Origin of the sequence: Marinoscillum sp. (assembly GCF_040222955.1) — a bacterium.
Taxonomy (GTDB): domain Bacteria; phylum Bacteroidota; class Bacteroidia; order Cytophagales; family Cyclobacteriaceae; genus Marinoscillum.
Window position 1 is genome coordinate 282,189 of the sequence record NZ_JAVKCA010000009.1, and the last position, 22,489, is coordinate 304,677.

At 47.6% G+C, this 22,489-nt stretch carries 15 protein-coding genes; 8 read left to right on the top strand and 7 right to left on the bottom strand.

Annotated elements, in window-relative coordinates; all coding sequences use genetic code 11:
• Positions 1 to 2 precede the first annotated feature (2 nt).
• Positions 3 to 1,244 carry a M48 family metallopeptidase gene (locus tag RIH33_RS08745; RefSeq protein WP_406650534.1) on the bottom strand — a complete coding sequence of 414 codons (1,242 nt, stop codon included), beginning with the start codon at positions 1,242 to 1,244 and terminating at the stop codon, positions 3 to 5.
• A 181-nt stretch (positions 1,245 to 1,425) separates the two neighbouring features.
• Here RIH33_RS08745 and RIH33_RS08750 point away from each other — a divergent pair, with 181 nt between their 5' ends.
• Positions 1,426 to 2,790 (top strand): hypothetical protein, encoded by a 1,365-nt coding sequence (locus RIH33_RS08750; protein WP_406650535.1) that lies wholly within the window; start codon positions 1,426 to 1,428, stop codon positions 2,788 to 2,790.
• A gap of 57 nt (positions 2,791 to 2,847) precedes the next feature.
• Here RIH33_RS08750 and RIH33_RS08755 read toward each other — a convergent pair whose 3' ends face one another.
• The 3 genes from RIH33_RS08755 to RIH33_RS08765 all read right to left on the bottom strand — a co-directional run bounded on the left by RIH33_RS08755 (position 2,848) and on the right by RIH33_RS08765 (position 7,136).
• Positions 2,848 to 3,699, bottom strand: a complete 852-nt coding sequence (locus RIH33_RS08755) for a DUF4249 family protein (protein WP_406650536.1) — start codon at positions 3,697 to 3,699, stop codon at positions 2,848 to 2,850.
• Positions 3,699 to 6,029, bottom strand: coding sequence for a TonB-dependent receptor domain-containing protein (locus RIH33_RS08760; RefSeq protein WP_406650538.1), 2,331 nt, complete (start codon positions 6,027 to 6,029; stop codon positions 3,699 to 3,701). The genes RIH33_RS08755 and RIH33_RS08760 overlap by 1 nt, the downstream gene beginning before the upstream one ends.
• Positions 6,030 to 6,098: 69 nt before the next feature.
• Positions 6,099 to 7,136 carry a type IX secretion system membrane protein PorP/SprF gene (locus RIH33_RS08765; protein ID WP_406650698.1) on the bottom strand — a complete coding sequence of 346 codons (1,038 nt, stop codon included), beginning with the start codon at positions 7,134 to 7,136 and terminating at the stop codon, positions 6,099 to 6,101.
• Between the two features lie 173 nt (positions 7,137 to 7,309).
• Here RIH33_RS08765 and RIH33_RS08770 point away from each other — a divergent pair, with 173 nt between their 5' ends.
• The 4 genes from RIH33_RS08770 to RIH33_RS08785 are packed head-to-tail and all read left to right on the top strand — an operon-like array spanning position 7,310 to position 15,327.
• The gene (locus tag RIH33_RS08770) at positions 7,310 to 11,539 is read left to right on the top strand and encodes a PKD domain-containing protein (protein WP_406650539.1); all 4,230 of its coding nucleotides are present in this window, start codon (positions 7,310 to 7,312) and stop codon (positions 11,537 to 11,539) included.
• Positions 11,540 to 11,541: 2 nt separating this feature from the next.
• Positions 11,542 to 12,132: a hypothetical protein gene (locus RIH33_RS08775; RefSeq protein WP_406658561.1), complete on the top strand. Its 591-nt coding sequence runs from the start codon at positions 11,542 to 11,544 to the stop codon at positions 12,130 to 12,132.
• A 25-nt stretch (positions 12,133 to 12,157) separates the two neighbouring features.
• Complete coding sequence (locus tag RIH33_RS08780) at positions 12,158 to 12,517, top strand: carboxypeptidase-like regulatory domain-containing protein (protein WP_406650543.1); 360 nt, start codon at positions 12,158 to 12,160, stop codon at positions 12,515 to 12,517.
• On the top strand, positions 12,517 to 15,327 hold the full coding sequence (locus RIH33_RS08785) for a FlgD immunoglobulin-like domain containing protein (protein WP_406650545.1): 2,811 nt from the start codon (positions 12,517 to 12,519) through the stop codon (positions 15,325 to 15,327). Before RIH33_RS08780 ends, RIH33_RS08785 begins: the two co-directional genes overlap by 1 nt.
• Here RIH33_RS08785 and RIH33_RS08790 read toward each other — a convergent pair.
• Positions 15,324 to 15,479 (bottom strand): hypothetical protein, encoded by a 156-nt coding sequence (locus RIH33_RS08790; protein WP_406650547.1) that lies wholly within the window; start codon positions 15,477 to 15,479, stop codon positions 15,324 to 15,326. The two genes, RIH33_RS08785 and RIH33_RS08790, sit on opposite strands and share 4 nt — an antisense overlap.
• A 111-nt stretch (positions 15,480 to 15,590) precedes the next feature.
• On the opposite strand from RIH33_RS08790, the gene RIH33_RS08795 reads away from it, so the two are divergent.
• The 3 genes from RIH33_RS08795 (at position 15,591) to RIH33_RS08805 (ending at position 18,462) form a co-directional block, all read left to right on the top strand.
• A complete protein-coding gene (locus tag RIH33_RS08795; protein WP_406650549.1) occupies positions 15,591 to 16,550 on the top strand; it encodes an L-threonylcarbamoyladenylate synthase in 960 nt (319 codons plus the stop codon).
• A 62-nt stretch (positions 16,551 to 16,612) separates the two neighbouring features.
• Positions 16,613 to 17,800, top strand: coding sequence for a phosphoglycerate kinase (locus RIH33_RS08800; protein ID WP_406650551.1), 1,188 nt, complete (start codon positions 16,613 to 16,615; stop codon positions 17,798 to 17,800).
• Positions 17,801 to 17,913: 113 nt separating this feature from the next.
• On the top strand, positions 17,914 to 18,462 hold the full coding sequence (locus tag RIH33_RS08805) for a hypothetical protein (RefSeq protein ID WP_406650552.1): 549 nt from the start codon (positions 17,914 to 17,916) through the stop codon (positions 18,460 to 18,462).
• Here RIH33_RS08805 and RIH33_RS08810 read toward each other — a convergent pair.
• On the bottom strand, positions 18,459 to 20,336 hold the full coding sequence (locus tag RIH33_RS08810) for an ATP-dependent DNA helicase RecQ (protein ID WP_406650554.1): 1,878 nt from the start codon (positions 20,334 to 20,336) through the stop codon (positions 18,459 to 18,461). The genes RIH33_RS08805 and RIH33_RS08810 overlap by 4 nt on opposite strands.
• Positions 20,337 to 20,349: 13 nt before the next feature.
• Positions 20,350 to 22,482: a ComEC/Rec2 family competence protein gene (locus RIH33_RS08815; protein ID WP_406650556.1), complete on the bottom strand. Its 2,133-nt coding sequence runs from the start codon at positions 22,480 to 22,482 to the stop codon at positions 20,350 to 20,352.
• Positions 22,483 to 22,489 lie beyond the last annotated feature (7 nt).

Genomic DNA, 22,489 nt, shown 5'->3' on the forward strand with positions numbered 1-22,489 from the left:
ACTTACATTTTTTGCCGCATGGCCCTTACGCGCTCCAGCAGCGGAGGATGCGAGTAGTGCACGAATACATAGGCCGGATGAGGGGTGAGGTTGGACAAGTGATCACTGCTTAGTTTCTTCAGTCCATCTATGAGCGGCTGACCAGCATAGGTAGTTACCGCGTATTCGTCCGCTTCAAACTCATTTTTTCGGCTCAGCGCATTGCTAAACAGTCCAAGCATCCTGGATACCGGGGTGTACAGGATCGCAAACGCCAGCATGTTCAGGTGAAGGGCTGTGGTATCCCCGCCCATGGCCCAGCTCACCTCACTGTTGAAGATCATTTTGGAAAGAAGGAACAACATCAACCCAATGGTGAGTATGCTGATCACCGTACCCAGGATAATGTGCTTTTTCTTAAAGTGACCCACCTCATGCGCAAAAACAGCCGTGAGCTCTTCGGTAGTATGTTGCTCGATCAGCGTATCAAAAAGCACTACCTTTTTCTTCTTCCCCAGTCCTGAGAAAAAGGCATTCCCTTTACTCGATCTTTTGGAGCCATCCATCACAAAGATATTCTTCAGGGGAAAATTCACCTTCTCACTGTAGGCCTGTATGGATTCCTTCAGAGGTCCCTCCTCCATCGGTTTCAGCTTATTGAAAAGCGGCAGCAGTAGCGAGGTATAAAACATATTCAGGAACAAAATAAACACGGTGATGATGATCCAGAAATAGACCCAAAAGCCACTCCCCATAGCCATCACCAGGTATATGAGCGCTGCCAGCAGGATACCTCCTATTAGAAGCGTGAGTACATAGCCCTTCACTTTGTCCAGCCAAAAGGTTTTTTGGGTCATCTTATTAAACCCAAATTTCTCCTCAATCACAAATGTCTGATACCAGGAAAAGGGCGTCCCAAAAACATCAGAAATAACGAACACCGCCCCAAAAAACATGAGGGTGGTGAGCGGCGCAAAAGGTGAAAATCCACGCAACCACTTATCCAGGAGGCCAAACCACCCAAAATAAATAGCTGCAAACATGAGCACAAAGCTCATTGTGGCTGTAAGGGTGCCAAATTTTGAAGTGGCGCGCTGGTACGCCTGCGATTTGGCATACTTTTCGCTATCGTAAATTCCGTCCAGCTCCGGGGGGATCGGTTTTTTAGAGCTTCTGTTGTTGAGTGCAGTGATGACCCGCTCAAATACGAAATCGATGGTGATGATTGCCAGCAGGACAATGAGTATTGTTTGTTCATTCCACATAGCTCAAAACTAGGCAGAACAAGCGAATAAAGCCGAAAAATGCATTTTAGAAATTACCTAAATAGGGGTATATGAAGTCATCTAACTTACTACTAACTTTGTTTCGTACTTAGAATATTACAATTAATATATCGAATACTACAATCACATTTTTTAACTGTCTACAATCACAATCACTACTATGAAACAATCGCTTAATTTATTACTCGCACTCGCCATGGTGTTGACTCTGTCATTCTGTAATAAGGATGATGATCCCAAACCTGGTGACAAAGACCCGACTGACACTACAGATACCACCAGCAACGTAGTAAAACTCACTCCTGAGCAAAACAAAGACCTTCTCCAAACCATTGGAGTCCAGTTTGTAAACGAAATGTCCGCTATGCAGCAGACTGAAGGTATACAGGCGCTAACTTCCTTTGGTCTTTTAGTAGAAGGTGAAGATGAAGAAGATCCGGGAGCTCCCAACCAATTGATAAAGATCAACAAAGCCATCGTCGCTTTTGCCCATGGTCAGATATCAGCTAATCAATTTGGGGCCCTGCCAGTAGCTCTGAGAACTAGTAATGATGATGACGATGACTTTGAGTCCCTGGAGGAGCTGTTTGATGAAGCCACAGGTACTTACGACTGGAATGCTGCAACTGAAGAATTTGACTATACGGACAACAGCAACGACAAGATCATTTTCAAGTACCCCACACCGGAAACCGCGGCATCAAATAACACCACCCTCACATTGAGCAATTACACCAGCATACAGGTAGCTAACCCCATAGATGAGGAATACACCGGTGACCTTCCAACAAGCCTGGATGTAGAGCTGAAATTGGATGGTGTCACTCAGGTGACCTATGGATTTGAGGTGGACTACAACAGCGAGGGAGTTCCTGAAAAGGTGGAAACAGCACTTTTTGTGAACCCATTTACTTTGTCTGTTGACCTTACCAACAACAAGACCAAAATTGGAACAAGCGTTGATTTCTCTAATGGCACCAAAACGCTGATCGCCACAAGTGTAGAATTCAATGGTGACTTTTCCGATGACGCCATAGAAGCGGCTGAAGAAGATGAAGATAAGATTGCAGATGTGTTGAAGGATGCCAATTTCTCTTTCACCCTGCTGGATCTGAAAATGGTGGCTGCAATTGATTTTGCGAACTTCTACCCTGAGGTGGCGGATCTGGAAACCTACTATGACGAATATGATGGCAACACTGATCCAATGCCAAACCTGGAAGCCAATGCTACCACACTAGAGGCCGCACTCAACCAGTATGTAAGCCTGACAACCTCTTATGTAAGCACCGGTAAAATCGCTGCAGAGGTCGAGTGGTATACCTTTGTAGAGTCAGAAGAGTACTGCTGTGGTACTGACCACTCCATCGAACTTGGTGCCCGTATGATCTTTGAAGATGGTAGTAAGGTAGATCTGGAAGATTATCTGGAAACTGGCTTTGGTCAGCTGGAAGGAGCCATCAACGACTTGCTGGATCAAATCAGCGAAGACATTGGTGAAGATCTGGAGCACATAGAATTTTAATTTTTTTTAGTAGAGTTTCTCATAAAAAATGGCTGCCCGGTTTCCGGGCAGCCATTTTTATTTTAAGATCAGCCGATGGTAGCTTGCTCCATATCCACCCCACACACCCAGAGCGGGTTTTGTTCCCCGGATATTGCTCTCCACCTCATTTCCTGACGACCCAAAAGGATTACCCGCGGAATAGAGCTCCCGCTCCAGCGTCCTCCAAAAGTCAAAATGCACCTGATCCAGGGTGCAAAACTTCACATTCACGGTATCCCCAAGCGTGAAATACACATCCTGAGCCACCTTGGTGAAGTCATCAGGTTGCTTCAAAATGGGATAACTAAATGATTCTCCATTAAATGCCCGGTCGGAAAGTGTGGATTGATAGGCCGGAATGTACCGGTCATTCCTGCTAATGATTCTGGTAAAGGAGCGGTATCGATTGGCCATGCTCCCATCGTCTTTAAATCGTACCCAAATATTGACCAGGGAATCGGATAGTCCATCCTGTAAAAACCACAGGCTATCCAGAGCCACAGGAGCGGGAATGGTAGTAGTAGCAGTGTAGGTCTCCCCTCTGCTTCGCACCTCCAGGGTGTACTCCTTACCGATGGCCCCGCGCAAATCTGTGCCCCGATAGTAATATGGTGGGAAATAACCCTCATTTCTGAACAGCGTGAGTACCTCTTCATTTTCCCCATCAGACACTGAAACCCTCGCGGTGGTAACAATCAGATCGAGTAGGTTCATAGAGTCTACAGGATCATAAAAGCCCGAGCTGAGTGTGAGGTACACAATGGGAAACTGGCCCTGTTCAATCGCTCCGTCTATGACCAGCTTCTGCTCAGCAGATGGCAGTCCCTCCTCTATGGACTCGCATCCCCAGATCAAAAGCATCGATATGATGAGATAGATAGGTTTCATCAGAAGCTATATTCAAAACTAAGTGAGGGCAGCACAGGAAAGAGTGCCACTTCTTTCAAACTAATATCCAGTTCGTAGGCAGCCACGTCCCCTTTCACATCGAAGTACACAAAATAAGGATTTCGACGATTGTAGACATTGTACACAGAAAATACCCAGGTCACCTGCTCATTGCCCCTTGGGTGCCAACTGGCCGCAATGTCCAGCCGATGATACATGGGCAACCGAAACGCATTTCTGTCAGAGTACTCACTCACGATACTCTCATTAATGACATATTTGGCCACAGGCACCGTCAGGTTATTGCCAGAACTCAGCTTAAATAATCCTGAAAATGACCAGTTACCCAGGTGATAAGTGCCAATGAGATTGAGGTCATGTGTACGGTCATACTTGGCGCGAAAGGTCTCGCCTCCCTGTACCTCCTTAAAGCTTCGTTCGGTTTTACTGAGGGTATAGCTGGCCTGATACTCCACCAGGCCCACATCTCTGGTTACAGAAAATTCAATACCGTAGGATTTACCCTTTCCGAAGATAAAGTCATCATCAAAGTTTTTACTGCCGGAGTAGCCGGCAATGGCCCCATTCCGATACTCAATCTGATTTTGCAGCAGCTTGTAATACCCCTCCACAGAATACTTTATCTGGCTCGGAAGAAGGCTGTAGTAACCCAGCGCCACCTGATGTGCCTTTTGAGGGCGAATCCTCTGAGAACTGGGCACCCAAATATCGGTGGGCAAAGAAACTGACCCCAATGGAGAAAGGTGGATGTACTGAACATTCCGGTCATAGGAGGCCTTCAAAGCACTGTTTTGATTTATCAAATAGTTAACCCTCACTCTGGGCTCCGGATTGACATAATACTGCACCCATTCGCCATGTGAAAAATGTGTGGAGTCCACAGATACCAGATTTTCTGTGGTCTCATAGCGTGTGAATGGCCCCAGATGAACAAAGCTACTCAGACGCAACCCCAGCCCGATCCGCAATTGCTCAGTGAGGGTGATCTCATCATCGACACTCAGAGCCAACTCAGCAGTCGGCAGCCAGGACACCTCGGAAAGGTTAAACTCCTCCTGAGTGGATTCTATATGCACCTGACTGGGCCTAAAGCTCCTGTAAGAATACTCCGCACCAAAGGTCAGTTGATGAGCTCCCCTGGTCAGAAAGGCATTGGCTCCCGCTCTGGCATTGGCAATGTAAGAATCCAGATCGATCTGATAGATGCTCAATCCCGCGCCATATCGCTGTTCGTAATGCCCCACGGTGGCATACACTTCACCATCCAGATTGGCATTGGCCATCCATTTCCAGTTCACCGCGCCATTGAGTGTTTTCCAATAAATGTGATTTTCGAATGTGCGCTCACTTCGGAAAAGGTAATCGTCCGTACCCATGAAGCCAACCAAAGAAATGGTATGATGTGGATTGATCCGATGATTATACTTCACGATTAAGTCTGAAAACCGATAGTCGGTACGTCGGCTCATCTCGCTTTCATCATCCATCAGATTTTGCGTAATCAGATCGAGGTATGACCTCCGCGCAGCCACCAACAGCGAAGACTTCTGTTTGATCACCGGTACCTCCAGGCTGACTCCCCCAGCCAGCACTCCTACTTTCACATGCCCATGAAAGGCATTCACATCTGGGTTGATGGTCTCTATTCGCATCATGGAAGAAAGCCTGCCGCCTATTGATGCAGGGAACCCACTCTTCATAAAACTCACCTGATCAATGGCTTTGGGATTGAAGGTAGAAAAGAAACCAAACAGGTGATTGGTATTATACAGCTCTATATGATCCAGCTCAATGGCATTTTGATCGATACCGCCGCCACGTACGTAATAGCCATTGTTCCCATCCGTACCCGATGCCACTCCTGACTGACTCTGAATAAATTTGAGGGGATCCTGCTCACCCAGCAGGTAGGGCAACCCACTCTCACCTTCCATACTAAAGGTGATATAGCCGGTGCCAGACTCCTGGAGCTGCTGCCGGGGCTGGTTCCCCCTGATCTCTACGGCGTCCATCACCACTTCATCCGGCTCCAAAAGAATCACATGGGTCGTATCACCGTCTATCTCAAAAGCATTTTGCACTGGTTTGAAACCCACAAAAGAGATTTGAAAACCGATCTCAGAAGCTGCGGTTGTCTTTCTGACCTTTCCATCAATGTCTGTGATCAAGACCTCCCCGCTCTCCAGCAGGACGGTAGCCCCCAATACGGGTACCCGATCGTTGTCCTTCACTTGCCAGGTAACGACAGATTGTGCAAAAGAACCACCAGTCAGGGCAAGAAAAATGACCAGCAAGACACCTCGAATCATTTGACTAAGATATTCGGAAAAACACACCTCCAAAAGTCAGAAGTGAATAATCACCATAAAGAGGTATGCTTAGAAAATAAAAGGAACGGGACACCTCAGCTGACGCACCTCGCGTGATGGTTTTCTGGGATCAGAAAGATCAAAAGCATAAATAAGGGAGATCTCATGAGCGCCTCCACTGCCTATGCCCAGGTCAGAGATGGTGTAATCAAAGCTATATCCAATGGTCAGATTATTTTTATTGATTCCCACCATCGAAATGATGGCTTCACTGTTTTTGGTACTCGTAAAGCCATCAATAGGCAAACCACGATACCATGCGCCCAGCAAAATAGGCTCCAGCGTGAAGTAAAGTCCCACATCCAACTGCTTAAATGACCCTTGTTGCTTATAGTTCACCGAAGGGGTCATGCTTCGCTCACGGCCTTTGCCCTGTGGCCTGGCCCGCTTGTTCAGCTCAGTAAAGAGAATTTTATAACCTCCATGCAGGGAAAATTTCCGGGGAAGGGGCGCATCACCGCCGGCTACGGCCTGGTTAGGCTCCAACACGTGGTGCATGGATGCTCCAAACCACATCTTTTCATTATACAAAATTCCCCCAAAGGCCAGATCAAAGAACCTGGCACTGAAGCCGGTATCGAAAGTCTCACCGGTGGTAGGGCGCACCTGACCCGAGTTGTCAAACTGGTCCCCAAAAGTCAGCCTATCAAAATTCAAATCCCTGAAGTAGTAGGATGCTTCTACACCCGGTCTAAAAGTCCACGTGTCGGTGAGGTTCAGCTGATAAGCATATTGCAGGCCAATATTCGTTGATCTGAGTCCTGCGATCCCTTCCTGATCGGTATTTACAATCAGCCCGAGGGCACTGAATTCGTCTTCAAAAAAGTAGTCGATAAAAAAGGAATAAGTCACATAATTTGCATCGATCGATGGCCATTGATTTCGATAATTCAAACCTGCACGCCCTATCTGATTGATCCCTACCAACCCCGGGTTGAGGTACATAGGTGCCGCGTAGTACTGCGAAAACTGCGGGTCTTGAGCTTTTGAATTGTTTGAAGAAAGTACACTAAACAGTACAAACAAAAAGCTCAAGCGCCGGAACACAGGCAGCTGAAATGAATTAAAATGAATCAAATTAAGTGTCAAATTGATTTTTGCCTTAAAGTTGCTAAACTAGGTAATGTAACGTAAAGTTTACCGTTAGTATTTTATGCTAAATTTACATAGTGTTGTGATGCTAAGGACATTTTCCCTCTAAATAACCCTTAATAAGTTTAATGTCAAAGATTTTGCGTTCAGGTGTAATCAAATTTATTCTCTGCTTTTTCATGGTCCCATCTGCGGTAGTGGCCCAAAACATCACAGAGACTCAGTGGTATTTTGGAAATTCCCCGGATGCCTTTATAATAGATAAAAGCGGGCGAACACCCAATATTGTGGACGATCAGGTGACCCCTTTTGGCACCAACGGCTCCACAGTGATCAGTGATCAGGAGAAAGGAAACCTGCTATTCTATTCGGACGGACAGCTGATCTACGACAATACGCATCAGGTGCTCCCCGGTCTGGGTGCTGCCACCCTGAGTGCAGACCTTACCAAAATACAGCCAGTGGTCTCCTGCCCTTTTCCTGACGGCACACCTCAGTATTACATTTTTACCAACACCGGAAGTGCCATTGAATTCACCGTGGTGGATGCCTCCCTTCCGGGAAATTCCACGATTCTTCAATTCCCACTGGGAGATGTTTCCGGCACGATCAATCAGCCAACAGGTCTGACAAATCCCGGAGAACTGATGAAAATACTGGAAAGTGCTGATGGACAGCGCTTTTACCTGGTAACCCAGGAAGCCACCACTTTGAACTTTCAGGTCACCGAGATCAACAGTACAGGCCTGGGTGCCACGACCAGCTATGATGTTTTTCCATCAGCCCTGCCCCGGTTTCAGGCCACAGCCCTGGCGATCAAAACAGATACCACCGGTACTTATGTAGCCGCATCACCCAAAAACGCCAACCGAAACACCATCATACTGGACTTTGATCCACTCACCGGAGCATTGACCTTCAACCAACAAGTGATCGGCTCAGGCTTTGACGACTCAGGGGCTTCGGTCATTTATGATACAGAATGGTCCAACGATGGTTCCAAACTGTACATTTCCCGAACAGGAGATGCCACCAATCAGGGAAATATTTATCAGATTGATTTTGCGGACACAGTCAACGCCAATCCGCCAGTCACACCCATCCTGAACAATGCTTACTTCCGAAGTTATGGCCTCAAAAGAGCCATAGATGGCAATATCTATCACCTTTATCAGAGAAACAGCACAGCTCCTTTTATTCTGGGCAGAATCAATCGTCCGGACAGCTCAGCAGCCATCGGGGTGTTTTATGACAGTCTGGTTTTCAATAATGATTTCAACGGCACCCAATTTCCTGAATTTGCGCCTTCCTACCTGCCCACGAACTTCTTTACCATGAGCTTCACCTATCTGGACTCGTGCGTGGAAAGCGCCACGAAGTTTATAGCACTCGTTGACCCCTTGCCCAACAACTACTTTTGGAACTTCGGTGATGGAACCGGTAGCGTGGGACCCGCCCCCATTCATACGTATGATCTGCCCAGTGGCTACTTTGTAACCCTCACAGCAGAACTCAACGGCACGTTTCAGTCGGTAACACTGCCCGTGGACATTCTGCCCGGAGACTCTGAAGTAGACCTGGGAAATGACACCACCATCTGCGTGGATGAAACACTTGTACTGGATGCCGGAGATGGAATCGCCTACCTCTGGAGTACAGGAGAGCTCACACCAACCATTGAAGTGGATACTGCAGGTACCTACTGGGTGGAAGTGACCGGCCCATCAGGGTGTACATCGTTTGACGACATTGTGGTTACCGAATACGGAGTGCAGCGGCAGCTCTACAACCAGTGGTACTTTGGTGAAATGGCCGGACTCGACTTCAACTTTAATCCGCCAGCGGCCTTGCTGGATGGAATGATCTTCTCGGAGGAAGGGTGCGCCACGGTGTCTGATGAAAATGGTCAGTTGCTCTTCTATACCAATGGATCTACGGTCTGGAATAAGGAGCATCTGGTGATGGCCAATGGACAGGGAATAGGTGGAGACAGTACAGCGGCCCAATCAGCTATCATACTCCCACTACCGGATGACAACACCATGTTCTACATTTTCACGACAGAAGAGGTTTATGGTGACTTCACCTTTAACCTGAAAATGTCCATTGTGGACATGAAAAAGGACACCGCTCGCGGACAGGTATTGGTCAAAAACATCCCGATCATCGAGTGTAGTACAGAAAGAGTCACCGCCTCAGGATTTGGTGGTACGCCCTGGCTCCTGGCTCACGAATACGGAAACAACAACTTCAGAGCCTATCAACTCAACACCAATGGGGTAATAGGCGCCATACACTCCTCTGCAGGCGAACCCCACGTATTTCAAAGTGAACCACGTGCTACGGGCTATATGAAGTTCTCGCCTGCAGGTAATCTGGTGGCTGTGGTGGTACCCGGCAGTCCCAACTACATCGATCTGCTCGATTTTGACCTGACCACCGGAGTGGTAAGCAACTCCCGGCTGATTGACATTGAAGAAGCTGGTGAAGCGTATGGATTAGAGTTCTCCGGTGATGGACTCAAACTGTATGTGACCACCACAGGAGTAAATTCCAAACTGATCCAGTATGACCTGGACAGTATCAACTCGCAAAACCCGGCCGCAGACATTCAGGCCACCAAATTTGATGGGTATAATGTGACTTTGCCGGGTTATGGTGCGCTGCAACGTGGACCCAATGGTGTCATTTATCTGGCCATCGATGGGCAAGTCCAAATAGGGTCTATCAGTAGCCCCGGTGGCAATGACCTGGCTGCATCCTATCTGGAAAACAACACTGATCTCGGAGGAAGGGTATCCAGACTGGGTCTGCCTAACTTCACTCAGCAGATCACTGCTTCTCCGCAACAACCCGGAATCACCACGGAGGTAGCCTGCGCCGGCCAACCGACCTCCTTTACTGCGGTAGGCCGTGACAGTAGTATAGAAACCTATAGCTGGGATTTTGGTGATACCACTGGTGTGGTTACTGACCAGAACCCTCAACATACCTACCTTAACCCAGGGACTTATATTGTGACATTATCCCTCTTAAATCGATGTGACACCTTGCTAGAGCTTAGGGATACCATTCAGGTTTTCAATATCCCAATGCTCCCTACAGTACCTACAGACACTGCACTCTGTGGCGGCCCGGTAACGCTCTTTGCATGGGATACAGATGATCCAGGCCTCAACTACTACTGGTCGTCCGGGGACACCACCCGAGCGGTTACTTTTACCTCTCCCACTATTGTGAATGTGGCCATCATCAATGATGACGGATGTAGCTCTGATACGCTTACCGTATTCATAGGAGAGGATGAGTCATTCATTGATCTGGGGCCTGATCGGTTGATTTGTCAAAATGACACCCTGATTCTGGACTCCAATGACCCAGGCCCAGATTACACCTGGTACCGGGATGGCGTAGTGGTAGGTGACCAACGAACTCAGCTGGTGGCTTCCGGTACCCCCGGGGACTTTCTATACGCCGTGGAAGTAATCAACGATTTCTCAGGGTGTATTTACAGGGATACCATCCAGATTACTATACAGGGTGGCCCCCAGGCCATTCAGTCTAATGTACTCACACCCGATTGCGGGCAGGCCAACGGCTCCTTTACCCTGGACATCAGCACCACAGGCAACTACAGCTATGCCCTATCGGGCCCTGTGAGTGCCGGACCGTTTAATTTCGACGGACCAGGTACCACATCAGCCTTCACAGACCTTCCGGCTGGCACCTACACCTCCACTGTTACCAATACTGTGACGGGATGTAGCATTGATGAAATTGTGCTATTGGAAGACAATGCGCCGTTTGAAATGGAAGCCATCGCAGAGAATGCCTGCGCCCTTACCGGTGATATCTCCGTCCGGTTCAGTAATCGCATTCCCGCCCGGGTGGAAATAAACGTGGTGAATGAAGCAGGGAATAATGTCTTCAGCTCCACGGAAACCCTGACCCGTAGCAACTTTACCATCAATGACCTGGATAGCGGCCTCTATTTCGTGGAAGTGCGCGATACGAATCCACCCAACTGTATCCAATCGGACACTGTGCGCCTCAGTGTTTCCAACGAATGCTACCGAACCATCTTTGTTCCCAATGCTTTCAGCCCAAATGGAAACGGCACCAACGATGTGTGGTTTGCTTTCCCCAATGAATTTGTAGATCAGTTTCAGGTCTATGTATTCAACCGATGGGGAGACCTGGTTTTTTATTCTAACAATAAAAACTTCAGTTGGGACGGCTCTTTTGCCGGTGGAGAAGTACCCATGGGTACCTATGCATATCGCATGCTTTTCACCAGCACGCTGGAGCCGGAAAAAGGCACCTTTGAACAGTATGGTTCGGTGACGGTTGTAAAATAAGCATGATGTCATTTTTCGATCAGGTATATCAAAAACTCTTTTCCAAACCGGAAACCGCCAATGAGGTACTGGTGTATGAGCCCATCTCAAGAAATGAGCATTACAGCGAGGGTTATGCCTTCTGGCTGCATTCTGTCAATCATAAAAGCCTAATCCGGAAGGTAGCAGAGTCCTATTTGTTAAAGCAAAATAACATGGTGGGAGAACCTGATGTACACTTGCTGGCTACCAGCGTATCCAATGGCTTTGCTATTTCCTTCAATGAAGAAATAGACAAGAAGGAATTTCAGTTTTTCTTCGACTGGCTGGGCGAAAAAGTAGAGGCACTGCCTTACAAACGATCCAACAGTGATGTAACCATCACCGATAAGGGTAATGTGGTTGAATCCAAAGAAAAGCATTACTTCAAACCCATTCAACAATCACAGGAACCTCCGCTGGATCAGCAGTTTGGAAACATCCTGATCGAACACATCTCCATTGATAATCGTCCAAGTTTTATCAAATTTGTGGCCAATACGTATAATGACAGAATGTATAAAAACCCGGACAGTTTTGAGGTTTTGGCCAAATATTTGTTTGAGGTAAGTTGAAATTAAGAATCTAATTATGAAAATTATGAAATACGTACTTTTTGTCCTCTCCACCGTGCTTTTGGTAGGTTTGTTCTCTTTTAGGCCCGCACAGCCCGAATTGCTGCCAACCAAGCTCCGAATCACGGTAATTGACGGACTCGGTAACCCTGCAGAAGGTGCCACAGTGACCATCTACCTCAATGAGGATGATTACAGGAACAGTGAAAACCCTGTGGCCAAGGCCATATCTGACAGCAAGGGAAGAGTTACCTTCAAGGACCTGAAGCCGGTTCCTTATTTTATCGATGCCCGAAAAGGTGATATGAATAATGACTTTGAAGGAGTGCGGACAGCAGCACTGGAAGAAGGCAAACTCAATAAAGTAAACACCGTCATCGAATAGTGAATAGGGTCACCGGTTTTCTATCCTTTATCCTATTTTTTAGCATAATCCGGGAGCAGAAACCGCTTCCGGATTATTCATTAGTACTCGATCAGCAACCATCGGCCATCGGCACTATCGAAGACCCTCAGGCCCGGGCGCACTACGAAAACAAACTCCTGGCTGACCCTTCTACCGGCCTTATCCCCATTGACATCAGAGAGAAAGAGCTCCGCTTTGCCGAGCAGCTACTTTCCAATCAGCGCCGGGCTGGACAACACCAGCGGGCAATGGCCCAGGAGTATGAACTGGCCGGCCCCTTCAATGTGGGCGGACGTACCCGGGCAATCTCTCTGGACATTCGAGATGAAAATACCATTCTGGCTGGTGGTGTTTCCGGTGGGATATGGAAAACCACCAATGGCGGAACGGATTGGAAAAGAACTTCCAACCCGGCATTGAGAAATAGCGTGACCGCCCTGAACCAGGACCTGAGGCCGGGAAAGCAAGACATCTGGTATGCCGGCACCGGTGAGCTCGTCGGTAATTCTGCCAGGAGCATTGCCGCACCCTACAGAGGTGCGGGTCTTTTCAAATCCACAGACGGTGGAGAAAGCTGGGAAGTACTCCCGGCTACCATAGACAATGCCACCCCTGATCAGTTTAGCAGCCAGTTTCAGTACATATGGGCCATAGAAACGAACCCATCAAACCTCAGCGCGGATGAAGTATTGGTGGCAGCCTATGGAGCCATTCTCAAATCCTCAGATGGAGGCATGACCTGGGAGGTCGCACTTGGTCAGAAATTATTTGACCTTCCGGAAGAGACAGACCTCAATGAATCTGACGCACCATTCTATACCAGTTTAAGAAAAACCCCTTCGGGTTATTTCTTTGCTACACTGAGCAGTGCCTCCTCATCCAATGACCTTTCACCTTCGGCCGGTTTCTACTTCTCCGCAGACGGAACACAGTGGCAGGCAATCACTCCACCGGGTCTGGCGCAATTCCATGAGCGTACGGTCATTGGTATTGCCCCGGATGAATCAAAGGTATATTTCCTTACCCAGGGCGAAGAGACTTCACTCTGGAAACTCAATGTGGCCCATATTCAGAATGGGATACTCTCAGGATCCTGGACAGACCTGACCAACAATATACCAGCACTGGGGGGCGAATACGGTGATTTTGAAAGCCAGGGTGGTTATAACATGCTAATAGAAGTCCACCCCCAGAACCCCAACGTCATGTTCATAGGTGGCACCAACCTCTACCGTTCCTCCGATGGCTTTTCATCATCCAAAAACACTCAATGGATAGGTGGGTACAGCCCGAAAAACGATGCATCAGTGTATCCCGGTCATTATCCCGATCAGCATGCTCTGCTTTTTTATCCCTCAGATGCCAAACGAATGATCTCAGCCAATGACGGGGGCATCCGGCTCACCACCAATGTGCTGGCGGACTCTGTTTCCTGGAAAAGCCTGAACAATGGATACCTGACTTCACAGTTTTATACCATCGCCCAGCGGGCGGATAAAGACACCGATGAAATCCTGGGCGGGATGCAGGACAACGGCAGTTATCTGAGAGATGCTCTGGGTGAAAATCCCTCATGGAACAGAATCCTCGGTGGAGATGGTGGCTACTGTGCCATTTCGCCTAACCGTGATTTTGTTTACGTTTCCTTCCAGAACAGTCAAATCTACAGACTGTCACTCAGCTCCAATTATCAGCTCAAATCTTTTGCAAGAGTGGATCCAATAGGAGGCGGAGAACGAGAAGGACAGGGCTACCTTTTTATCAATCCATTCATTTTGGACCCTACCAACGCCAGTCGCATGTTCCTCACCGGAGGCGATGTGATCTGGAGAAATGAAAACCTGCTCCAGATTCCTGGTGGAAATCAAAAAAAGACCTCTGTCAACTGGACGGAAATCAAGGATACCCAACAGGCCTCCGGCCTATACACTGCCCTGGATAAGGCCCGGGATCAGGATATTCTCTATGCTGGCATATACAGCCAAAGTCCTACCATTGCCAAGGTGGAATATGCTACTGATGCCACCCGGGAAACGGTTACTTTTATGTCACCCTCCATATTTCCGGAAAATGGCCACATCGCATGTATCTCAGTGAACCCGGAAAATGCAGATCACGTGATCATCATCTTCTCCAACTATGGCATCCCATCTGTCTTCATGACCACAGACGGAGGTGCATCCTTCTCAGACATCAGTGGAAACCTGGAAGAAAACCCCGATGGCTCAGGCAGTGGCCCCAGCATTAGGTGGGCAGAAATTGTGCCCACCACAGTTGGCATCAGTGTCTTTGTGGGTACCAGTACCGGATTGTATTCTACCACCGCCACGAATGGTGATCAAACTGTATGGATCAAAGAAAGTGAAGGCAAAATCGGCAATGCGGTGATCACCATGATGGATTATCGTGACATAGATGGCCGTTTGGTGATTGCTACACATGGCAATGGTACTTTTCAGGCCTTTCTGGAAGACGCACGTCCCTTCACCAATCAGGTCTCTCCTGGTGAAAAACTGGTCAGTCCACAGAATTTTCCAAATCCATTTACCCGGGAAACCACAATCACCTACTCACTGCCACAAGATGGTGAAGTGAAAATAGACCTCTACGACGCCTCAGGGAAACTGATCAGAAATTTGATTTGGGGCCCGCAATATGCAGGGGAAAACAGAACGATCTGGGATGGCACCAACAACTCCGGAACACGCCTGAAGCCAGGCATCTACACCTATGTACTCCAATTCCAAGGCCAACAGATCAGCAAAAGAATGATTTACCTACCGAACTAGCGATAGGTAATCAATGCCAGGGCATAAGCTGCTACCATAAACCAAAACTTATAGTTCAGCAGGTCTGGGATTACATTCAATTCCATCAACACCAAAGCCAAAACGATAATGACAGAAATCAATCTGAGGGTATTTCTAGTACTTTTACTCATATCTACAGTTAGTTGGTTTTATACAACTGGCGGTGATGTTGCACTCGTAAATATATAGACCTCTCATAAGTTGTCAATAATTTTCAAGATAATTGTGCATTGAATTACCAAATGGCAGAAATAGGTACCAATATCGATCAGGCAGCGGCCCTTCTTCAATCGGGTAAACTGGTGGCAATTCCTACGGAGACAGTATATGGTCTTGCAGGAAATGCCCTGGATGAGTCCGCCATTCTGGACATCTTTAAGGTCAAAAAACGACCCAAATTTGACCCACTCATTGCGCATACAGATTCATTAGAGAAAATAAAGGGCATAGTCACACACATCCCCGAAAAAGCGCTCATGCTGGCAGAAGCATTCTGGCCGGGCCCATTGACGATTTTATTAAATAAAAAACCACACATCCCAGACATTCTGACCTCCGGGCTTTCAGATGTGGCCGTGAGAATTCCCCGTCATCCGCTCACACATGCGCTGCTTTCACAGCTGGATTTCCCGTTGGCCGCACCTAGTGCCAATCCTTTTGGCTACATCTCCCCCACCTCGGCGCAGCATGTTCAGGATCAGCTCGGCGCCCATATCCCCTATATCCTGGATGGCGGCACCTGCGCGGTAGGTATAGAATCCACCATCATCGGGTTCAATGAGCACGAACAACCCATCGTATACCGGCTTGGTGGAAAGAAAATAGATGATATTGAGCAGGTGGTTGGTAAAGTAAAACTACGGATCAATCACAGCTCTGACCCCATTGCACCGGGCATGCTGAAATCTCATTACGCCCCTTCCAAGCGGCTCATCATCGGTAATCTGAGTGAGTTGGTTCCCCGGTTTCACAAAAGAAATTTCGGAGTGATTAGCTTTCATCAGTCATTTGACGGGTTGACAGCAGACCGACAGATTATTCTCTCCAAAACCCGTAACCTGGATGAAGCCGCCCGTCACCTTTTCGGAGCACTGCGCACCATGGATCAGAAGGATGTGGAGTTTATCATTACTGAGAAATTTCCCGATATGGGCCTTGGACAAGCCATAAATGACCGCCTGAAGCGAGCTGCCACAAGATAAGTCTCCAGAAGCTTTGCTTTTTTGCCCAGATCAGACAATTTAGCACTCCAAAATAAGTGGATATGAGAACCATAGATGATTTTAACTTTAGAAACAGAAAGGCACTAATCAGGGTAGACTTCAATGTACCCCTGGATGAAAACAGCCAAATTACCGACGATACACGACTAAGAGCAGCCATACCTACCATCAAAAAAATAATTGATGAGGGTGGAGCCGTCATACTGATGAGCCACCTGGGCAGACCTAAGACAGGACCAGAGGAAAAATATTCTCTTAAGCACATCGTGGCAGACCTGAGTGAAAAACTAGGCGTCAGCGTTCATTTTGCTAGTGACTGCATTGGCGAAGAGGCGCAGGAAAAAGCCAAAGCCCTCGGAAATGGTGAGGTGTTATTACTGGAAAACGTACGTTTCTACCCGGAAGAGACCAAAGGCGACGAGGCTTTTGCTGAAAAGCTGGCCAGTCTGGGTGATATCTACGTCAATGATGCATTTGGAACAGCTCACCGGGCCCATGCCTCTACCACCATTGCTGCCAAATTTTTCGCCGACAAATGCTGCGGGTATGTGATGCAACAGGAGCTGGTCAATGCCGAAAAAGTTTTAGGTGAACCCACGCGTCCTTTTACGGCCATCATGGGTGGTGCGAAGGTGTCTGACAAAATATTGATTATCGATCGGTTGTTGGATGTAGCCGATAACCTCATCATAGGTGGTGGTATGTCTTATACCTTCTCTAAAGCTAAAGGTGGAAATATAGGCAAATCTCTCCTGGAAGCAGATAAAATGGATCTTACCAAAGAGCTGGAGGCGAAAGCGAAGGCCAAAGGTGTGAACCTTATCTTGCCTGTAGATACCGTAATCGCAGATGATTTTAACAAAGATGCCAACAAGAAAACGGTTCCTGCAGGCCAAATTCCTGATGACTGGCAAGGATTGGACATAGGACCTGAAACCATTAAGTTATTTTCAGAGACCATCAAAAACTCCAAAACCATTCTATGGAACGGCCCAATGGGTGTTTTTGAGTTCCCGGCCTTTGCCATAGGTACTGAGGCCATTGCCAAATCACTGGTGAGTGCCACTGAGAACGGCGCTTTCTCATTGATCGGTGGCGGAGACTCTGCTTCGGCTGTCAACAACCTTGGGTTTGGGGACAAAGTATCTTACGTAAGTACGGGTGGGGGTGCACTTCTGGAGTACATGGAAGGAAAAGTACTACCCGGAGTAGCCGCTCTGGAGGAATAAGAATCAGATCGATCAGACATAAGTAAAAAGGGTGAATGCATTAATTCACCCTTTTTTTATCCCCTTGATTCTTAAAAAATCGGTACTTTTGATTCAAAGAACCCTTCTTTTTTATGGAAGAGTGGAAAGTTTGGGAAAGCGATGAGATTCGCAACAAGTTTCTGGTAAGCAGCTACGGTGAGGTCAAATCACTGTATTTTGACCCACCAAAACTCCTTAAACACTACAAAAACATGGGCTATCGGGCCATTCCCACCAGGAAAAAGGATGGGAAAAACACCCTGATATACGTGCATAAAGTAGTGGCAGAGCTCTTTGTTCCCAATCCGAAAAACCACACCCACCTTATTTTTATCGACGAAAACAAAGGAAACCCGGAAGCGGATAACCTGCGATGGGTGGATAAGGCTACCTTCAAAGACCACATGAGTAAGTATCATAAGTCTGCATATACTTATGATAAGGACTTCACCCCCAACAACAAGCTCACACGAACGCAGGTAGCGGTAATCAAAAAAATGATGGGTGACCCCAACCGTAAAACCCGTGTGAAAATCATAGCTAAGCAATTTGGGGTCTCTGTAGGTACGATCTTCAGTATCAAACGTGGAGACTCCTGGAAACACGTGAAAGCGGCTGGTTCGGATAAATCCTCCTCCTAGGCACGCTTTACTTCGAACAATTCCTCTTTGGTCAGTCCTATCCTCTTCTGATCCATTAATACGCGCAGGGAAGTGACCAGATCATCCAGCGCCAGTCGGCTAAATTGCTGAATCAACTCACTCTCCTTTTTAGGGTGTTCCCGGATAAAGGCCTCTATTTCATCCAATGGCATGCTCTGGATTTTCTTATGCCTTTGAATACAGATATCACAAACCCCACAATTCTGATAGGTGAGCTCGTCAAAATAATTTTGTAATACCCGGGATCTGCACTTGTGCTCAGAAGTCACGTATTCTTCCACCATTTTCGCTTTGGTGAGTGTTACCTCTTTTCGCCAGGCCATTTGTTTTTGGTCTATCGGCAGGTTATTAGCCTCCACGCGCGGTGTTAAAAAATTAATCCTTGGCTTATCACTGGCCTGCTGATAGATCAGTACTTCAGCCTGGTGCAGGTACTGAAGCTGATTTCTGACCATATCTACGGGTTCTTTTAGAAGTTTGGCCACGTCCTCCTCCCGAATGGTCACAAAGTCCGAAAACATCTCTCCACCATACAGTCGCATTAGCGTTTTGATCACGGGGTCCATGTTTCTGTTGGCCACCTGATATTTGTACACTTCGGACTGTTCTAATAGGAAAATCACTTTGGAGGACTCCTTGAAAGATTCATTGAGTTCAATCAGCCCTTCATCGGCCAGCTTGCCCAGGGCGTGGTAGGTCTCCACCATTGGAAGGTCAAATGTGCGGATAAAGCCCTCATAGTCAAATTCAAAACTGGTAAAGGCACTGCTCCCTACAGCCAATTTGAAGTGATTGGCCAGAGACTGGTAGACTTTGCGCATAAAATCGACAGACACTGCTGACTGCTCAGCCCTTCGCCTTAGATTGGTCAGATCATTCTGAGCATAGAGCTGAATCGCATAGGCTTTTCGCTCGTCCCGACCTGCTCTGCCCGCTTCCTGATAATAGGCCTCCAGGGAGTCCGGCAAGTCGTAATGAATAACCGTGCGCACATCTGGTTTGTCAATCCCCATCCCAAAGGCATTGGTGGCCACGATCACCCTGGTTTGTCCCGAAACCCACTGGTCCTGCCGTCGACCCCTGATGTGACCCGGAATACCAGCATGGTAGTAATCTGCTGAGATGCCACTGTTTCGCAAAAACTCCGCCAACTCTCTGGTTTGCTTCCTACTACGCACATAAACCACACTGCTCCCGGGAACACTGCGTAAAATCTCCAGCATCTTTTGCTCCTTATTCTCCAGTTCAAATACCGAGTAGGACAGATTGCTCCGGGCAAAGCTTTTTTGAAAGACCCGTGGTTCTTCCATCCCCAGCTTTTCCAGTATATCTAATTTCACCTGGGCGGTAGCCGATGCTGTAAGGGCAATAATCCTGGTGATTTTAAGTGCTTCTATAAATTGAGCAATTTCCAGATAAGAGGGCCGAAAATCATACCCCCACTGTGAGATACAATGTGCTTCATCAACGGCAAGGAGAGAAATATTCATCTGGGCAGCGCGGGCCAGAAATAAGTCTGTCTTGACCCTTTCGGGAGAAACGTATATGAACTTTATGGCCCCGTATATGCAGTTATCGAGTATAATATCTATTTCCTTCAGGGACATTCCTGAATAGATAGCCGCTGCCTTGATGCCACGTTTCTTCAGTTGCTCCACCTGATCTTTCATCAGCGCAATCAGCGGTGAAATCACCACGCAAACCCCTTCAAGACACAATGCCGGCACCTGAAAGCAGAGGGATTTGCCTCCTCCTGTGGGCAGGAGCGCCAGCACATGCTGGCTATCCAGTACTGCGCCTATTATCTCTCCCTGCATAGGCCTGAAGGCATCAAAGCCCCAGTATTGTTTCAATATTTCCTGTGGTCTACTCACTGATAGTTGCCAGCTGATTGTTTCTCTGGCTAAAAGGTCTTGTTTGATTCAAATCTAACTCCAAGAAGCCATCCTGCGACAAACTGCGGGCTTCAATTTTCATGCTTCCAAATTTGTCCTTGGCAGAACGAGTGTCATAATAGTTAAAACCAGTACCCAGAAGGACCATTCCTGGCAGCAACCCCTCATGTGAAATCGTTTGGGGATCCTTAAAATAAATAACATCCGCCTCCAGGGGATGAGTGAGTTGGTAGTCTTCCATGTGCTTCATTAGGATCACCCTCACACCATCCCATTCAATCAAATCGAAGCAGGAATGAACCTCCACCCACTCTGAATTGCTCATGAGCTGCCAGGAGTCATCCACCTTTGGCAGTCCGCTAGCCAGTCTGTTGGGGTTGACCTGAAAAGCAATCAGCTCTCTGTTGGCCTCAGAAAAATCATCGGTAAGTAATACGGCTTCCTTCCCATTGATCAGGTCAATGGCCGTCACTCCATCTATTTCATAAAAAACCATTCTCTTTTGATTTCCCTGCTCAAAGGATTTGACATGGAGCCAAACTGTCAAGGTCATAGCTACCAAACAAGCGAGCACCATGTAGTGATAGCTGTATTTCCAAATGGCCAACACAAGAAAACTCATGATCAGATAGGTGAAAATGGTATCCAGGGGATCGAAATACAACCAATCAAAGATCGGATAGGGTAACCACTTAATACCCAGTATGAGTTCATTCACCACCCATGAAAAGCCCTGTAAAACAACACCAAGGAGCCCGCCGAGAGCCGGCAGTATGCTCCCAATCAGGAGCATAGAGATCCCACCACCCAGCATCAAAAATGCCGCCGGGATCACAATGAGATTTGACACAAGAAAGTAAGTAGGGAACTGATGAAAATAGTGCAGGGCCAAGGGAAAGGTAGCTACTTGAGCCGCAATGGATACACACGTAATGGACCAGATATAATCCGGAACCCTACCGGAAAAATCCAGCAACCTGTATAAACGGGGATGTAGTACCACTATGCCAATCACTGCCGCAAAGGATAGCTGAAACCCTACCGCATAAATGACATAGGGGTTATATAGGATCAGCACGAAAGCGGCCAGGCCTAGTGAATTGTAAATATTGGCCCTTTGCTTGAAAGCGCTGCTGACTATGATTACCGTGAACATAGTGGAAGCGCGCATTACCGAAGGAGTAAACCCGGTAACCAGGGCATAAAGCCAAATGATCGCCACAGACCCAATCGTAAACACTACGTTTCCCCACCTGGTCTCCTTCCATTTCTGAAAAATAACACTCAAGATCATCACTACGATGCCCACATGTAACCCGGATACGGCCAGCACATGCATGGCGCCTGCTGCGGCATAAGCCGAGGTGGTATCTTCATCCAGATAATCCTTCACGCCCAAAATCAGTGCTGTAAGAATGGCACGTTCGCGCTGCTGAGGGATCCAGTCTGCGATCTTCTGCCTGGCGTATGTTCGTATGCGGAGTGCCTGAGCCAAAAGGGAATTCGGGGCCTCATGTCCTATTTTCCGGATCTCGGAATGATCAGCGAAAGCATGGGCATAGATTTTTTGTTTCTTCAGGTAGGCCCTGTAGTCAAATTCATGAGGGTTTTTAGGGCCTGAAACCGGGAAGAAATTTTTATCTACAGCCACCACATCGCCGTACTGCAGGTGGGATCCGGCATCCGGGGCCTTCTTTACATAAAGAAAAACCTTACCGTGGGCCCGACTCAGGAAATCCGGCTGAGCAACCATGCTAATGGCCACCTCATATCTATGATAGTGATCGCGCTCAGTCTGGTCTGAAATGACCACTCCTGCAAAACCCTCCACCCTCTCAAAGGAAGAATAATGCCCGGTGACAGCAGATTCATCAGCCAGCATGGCCATTAATCCACCCATGTACACCATCAGCAAGAGGTAAATCACTCCTTTGAGCATTGGCTTTCCGAGCCAGAAAGGGATCACAAGCGCCAATAAAAACATCACAGCGATCTGCGGCCACGGTAGCCCAGACCAAATCCCTTCATGGAAATCATAAAGAATGATGCCCAGAGAAAGGAAAAAGGAAATACGGATAAAAGGAAAGGCGGTCCACTTAAACATAAAATTC

Excerpts from the sequence above, each read along its gene's own strand:
- RIH33_RS08780 (WP_406650543.1), top strand. The coding sequence starts at position 12,158 with ATGAAATACGTACTTTTTGTCCTCTCCACCGTGCTTTTGGTAGGTTTG.
- RIH33_RS08800 (WP_406650551.1), top strand. The coding sequence starts at position 16,613 with ATGAGAACCATAGATGATTTTAACTTTAGAAACAGAAAGGCACTAATC.
- RIH33_RS08775 (WP_406658561.1), top strand. The coding sequence starts at position 11,542 with ATGATGTCATTTTTCGATCAGGTATATCAAAAACTCTTTTCCAAACCG.
- RIH33_RS08750 (WP_406650535.1), top strand. The coding sequence starts at position 1,426 with ATGAAACAATCGCTTAATTTATTACTCGCACTCGCCATGGTGTTGACT.
- RIH33_RS08795 (WP_406650549.1), top strand. The coding sequence starts at position 15,591 with ATGGCAGAAATAGGTACCAATATCGATCAGGCAGCGGCCCTTCTTCAA.
- RIH33_RS08805 (WP_406650552.1), top strand. The coding sequence starts at position 17,914 with ATGGAAGAGTGGAAAGTTTGGGAAAGCGATGAGATTCGCAACAAGTTT.
- RIH33_RS08790 (WP_406650547.1), bottom strand. The coding sequence starts at position 15,479 with ATGAGTAAAAGTACTAGAAATACCCTCAGATTGATTTCTGTCATTATC.
- RIH33_RS08760 (WP_406650538.1), bottom strand. The coding sequence starts at position 6,029 with ATGATTCGAGGTGTCTTGCTGGTCATTTTTCTTGCCCTGACTGGTGGT.
- RIH33_RS08815 (WP_406650556.1), bottom strand. The coding sequence starts at position 22,482 with ATGTTTAAGTGGACCGCCTTTCCTTTTATCCGTATTTCCTTTTTCCTT.
- RIH33_RS08770 (WP_406650539.1), top strand. The coding sequence starts at position 7,310 with ATGTCAAAGATTTTGCGTTCAGGTGTAATCAAATTTATTCTCTGCTTT.
- RIH33_RS08755 (WP_406650536.1), bottom strand. The coding sequence starts at position 3,699 with ATGAAACCTATCTATCTCATCATATCGATGCTTTTGATCTGGGGATGC.
- RIH33_RS08745 (WP_406650534.1), bottom strand. The coding sequence starts at position 1,244 with ATGTGGAATGAACAAACAATACTCATTGTCCTGCTGGCAATCATCACC.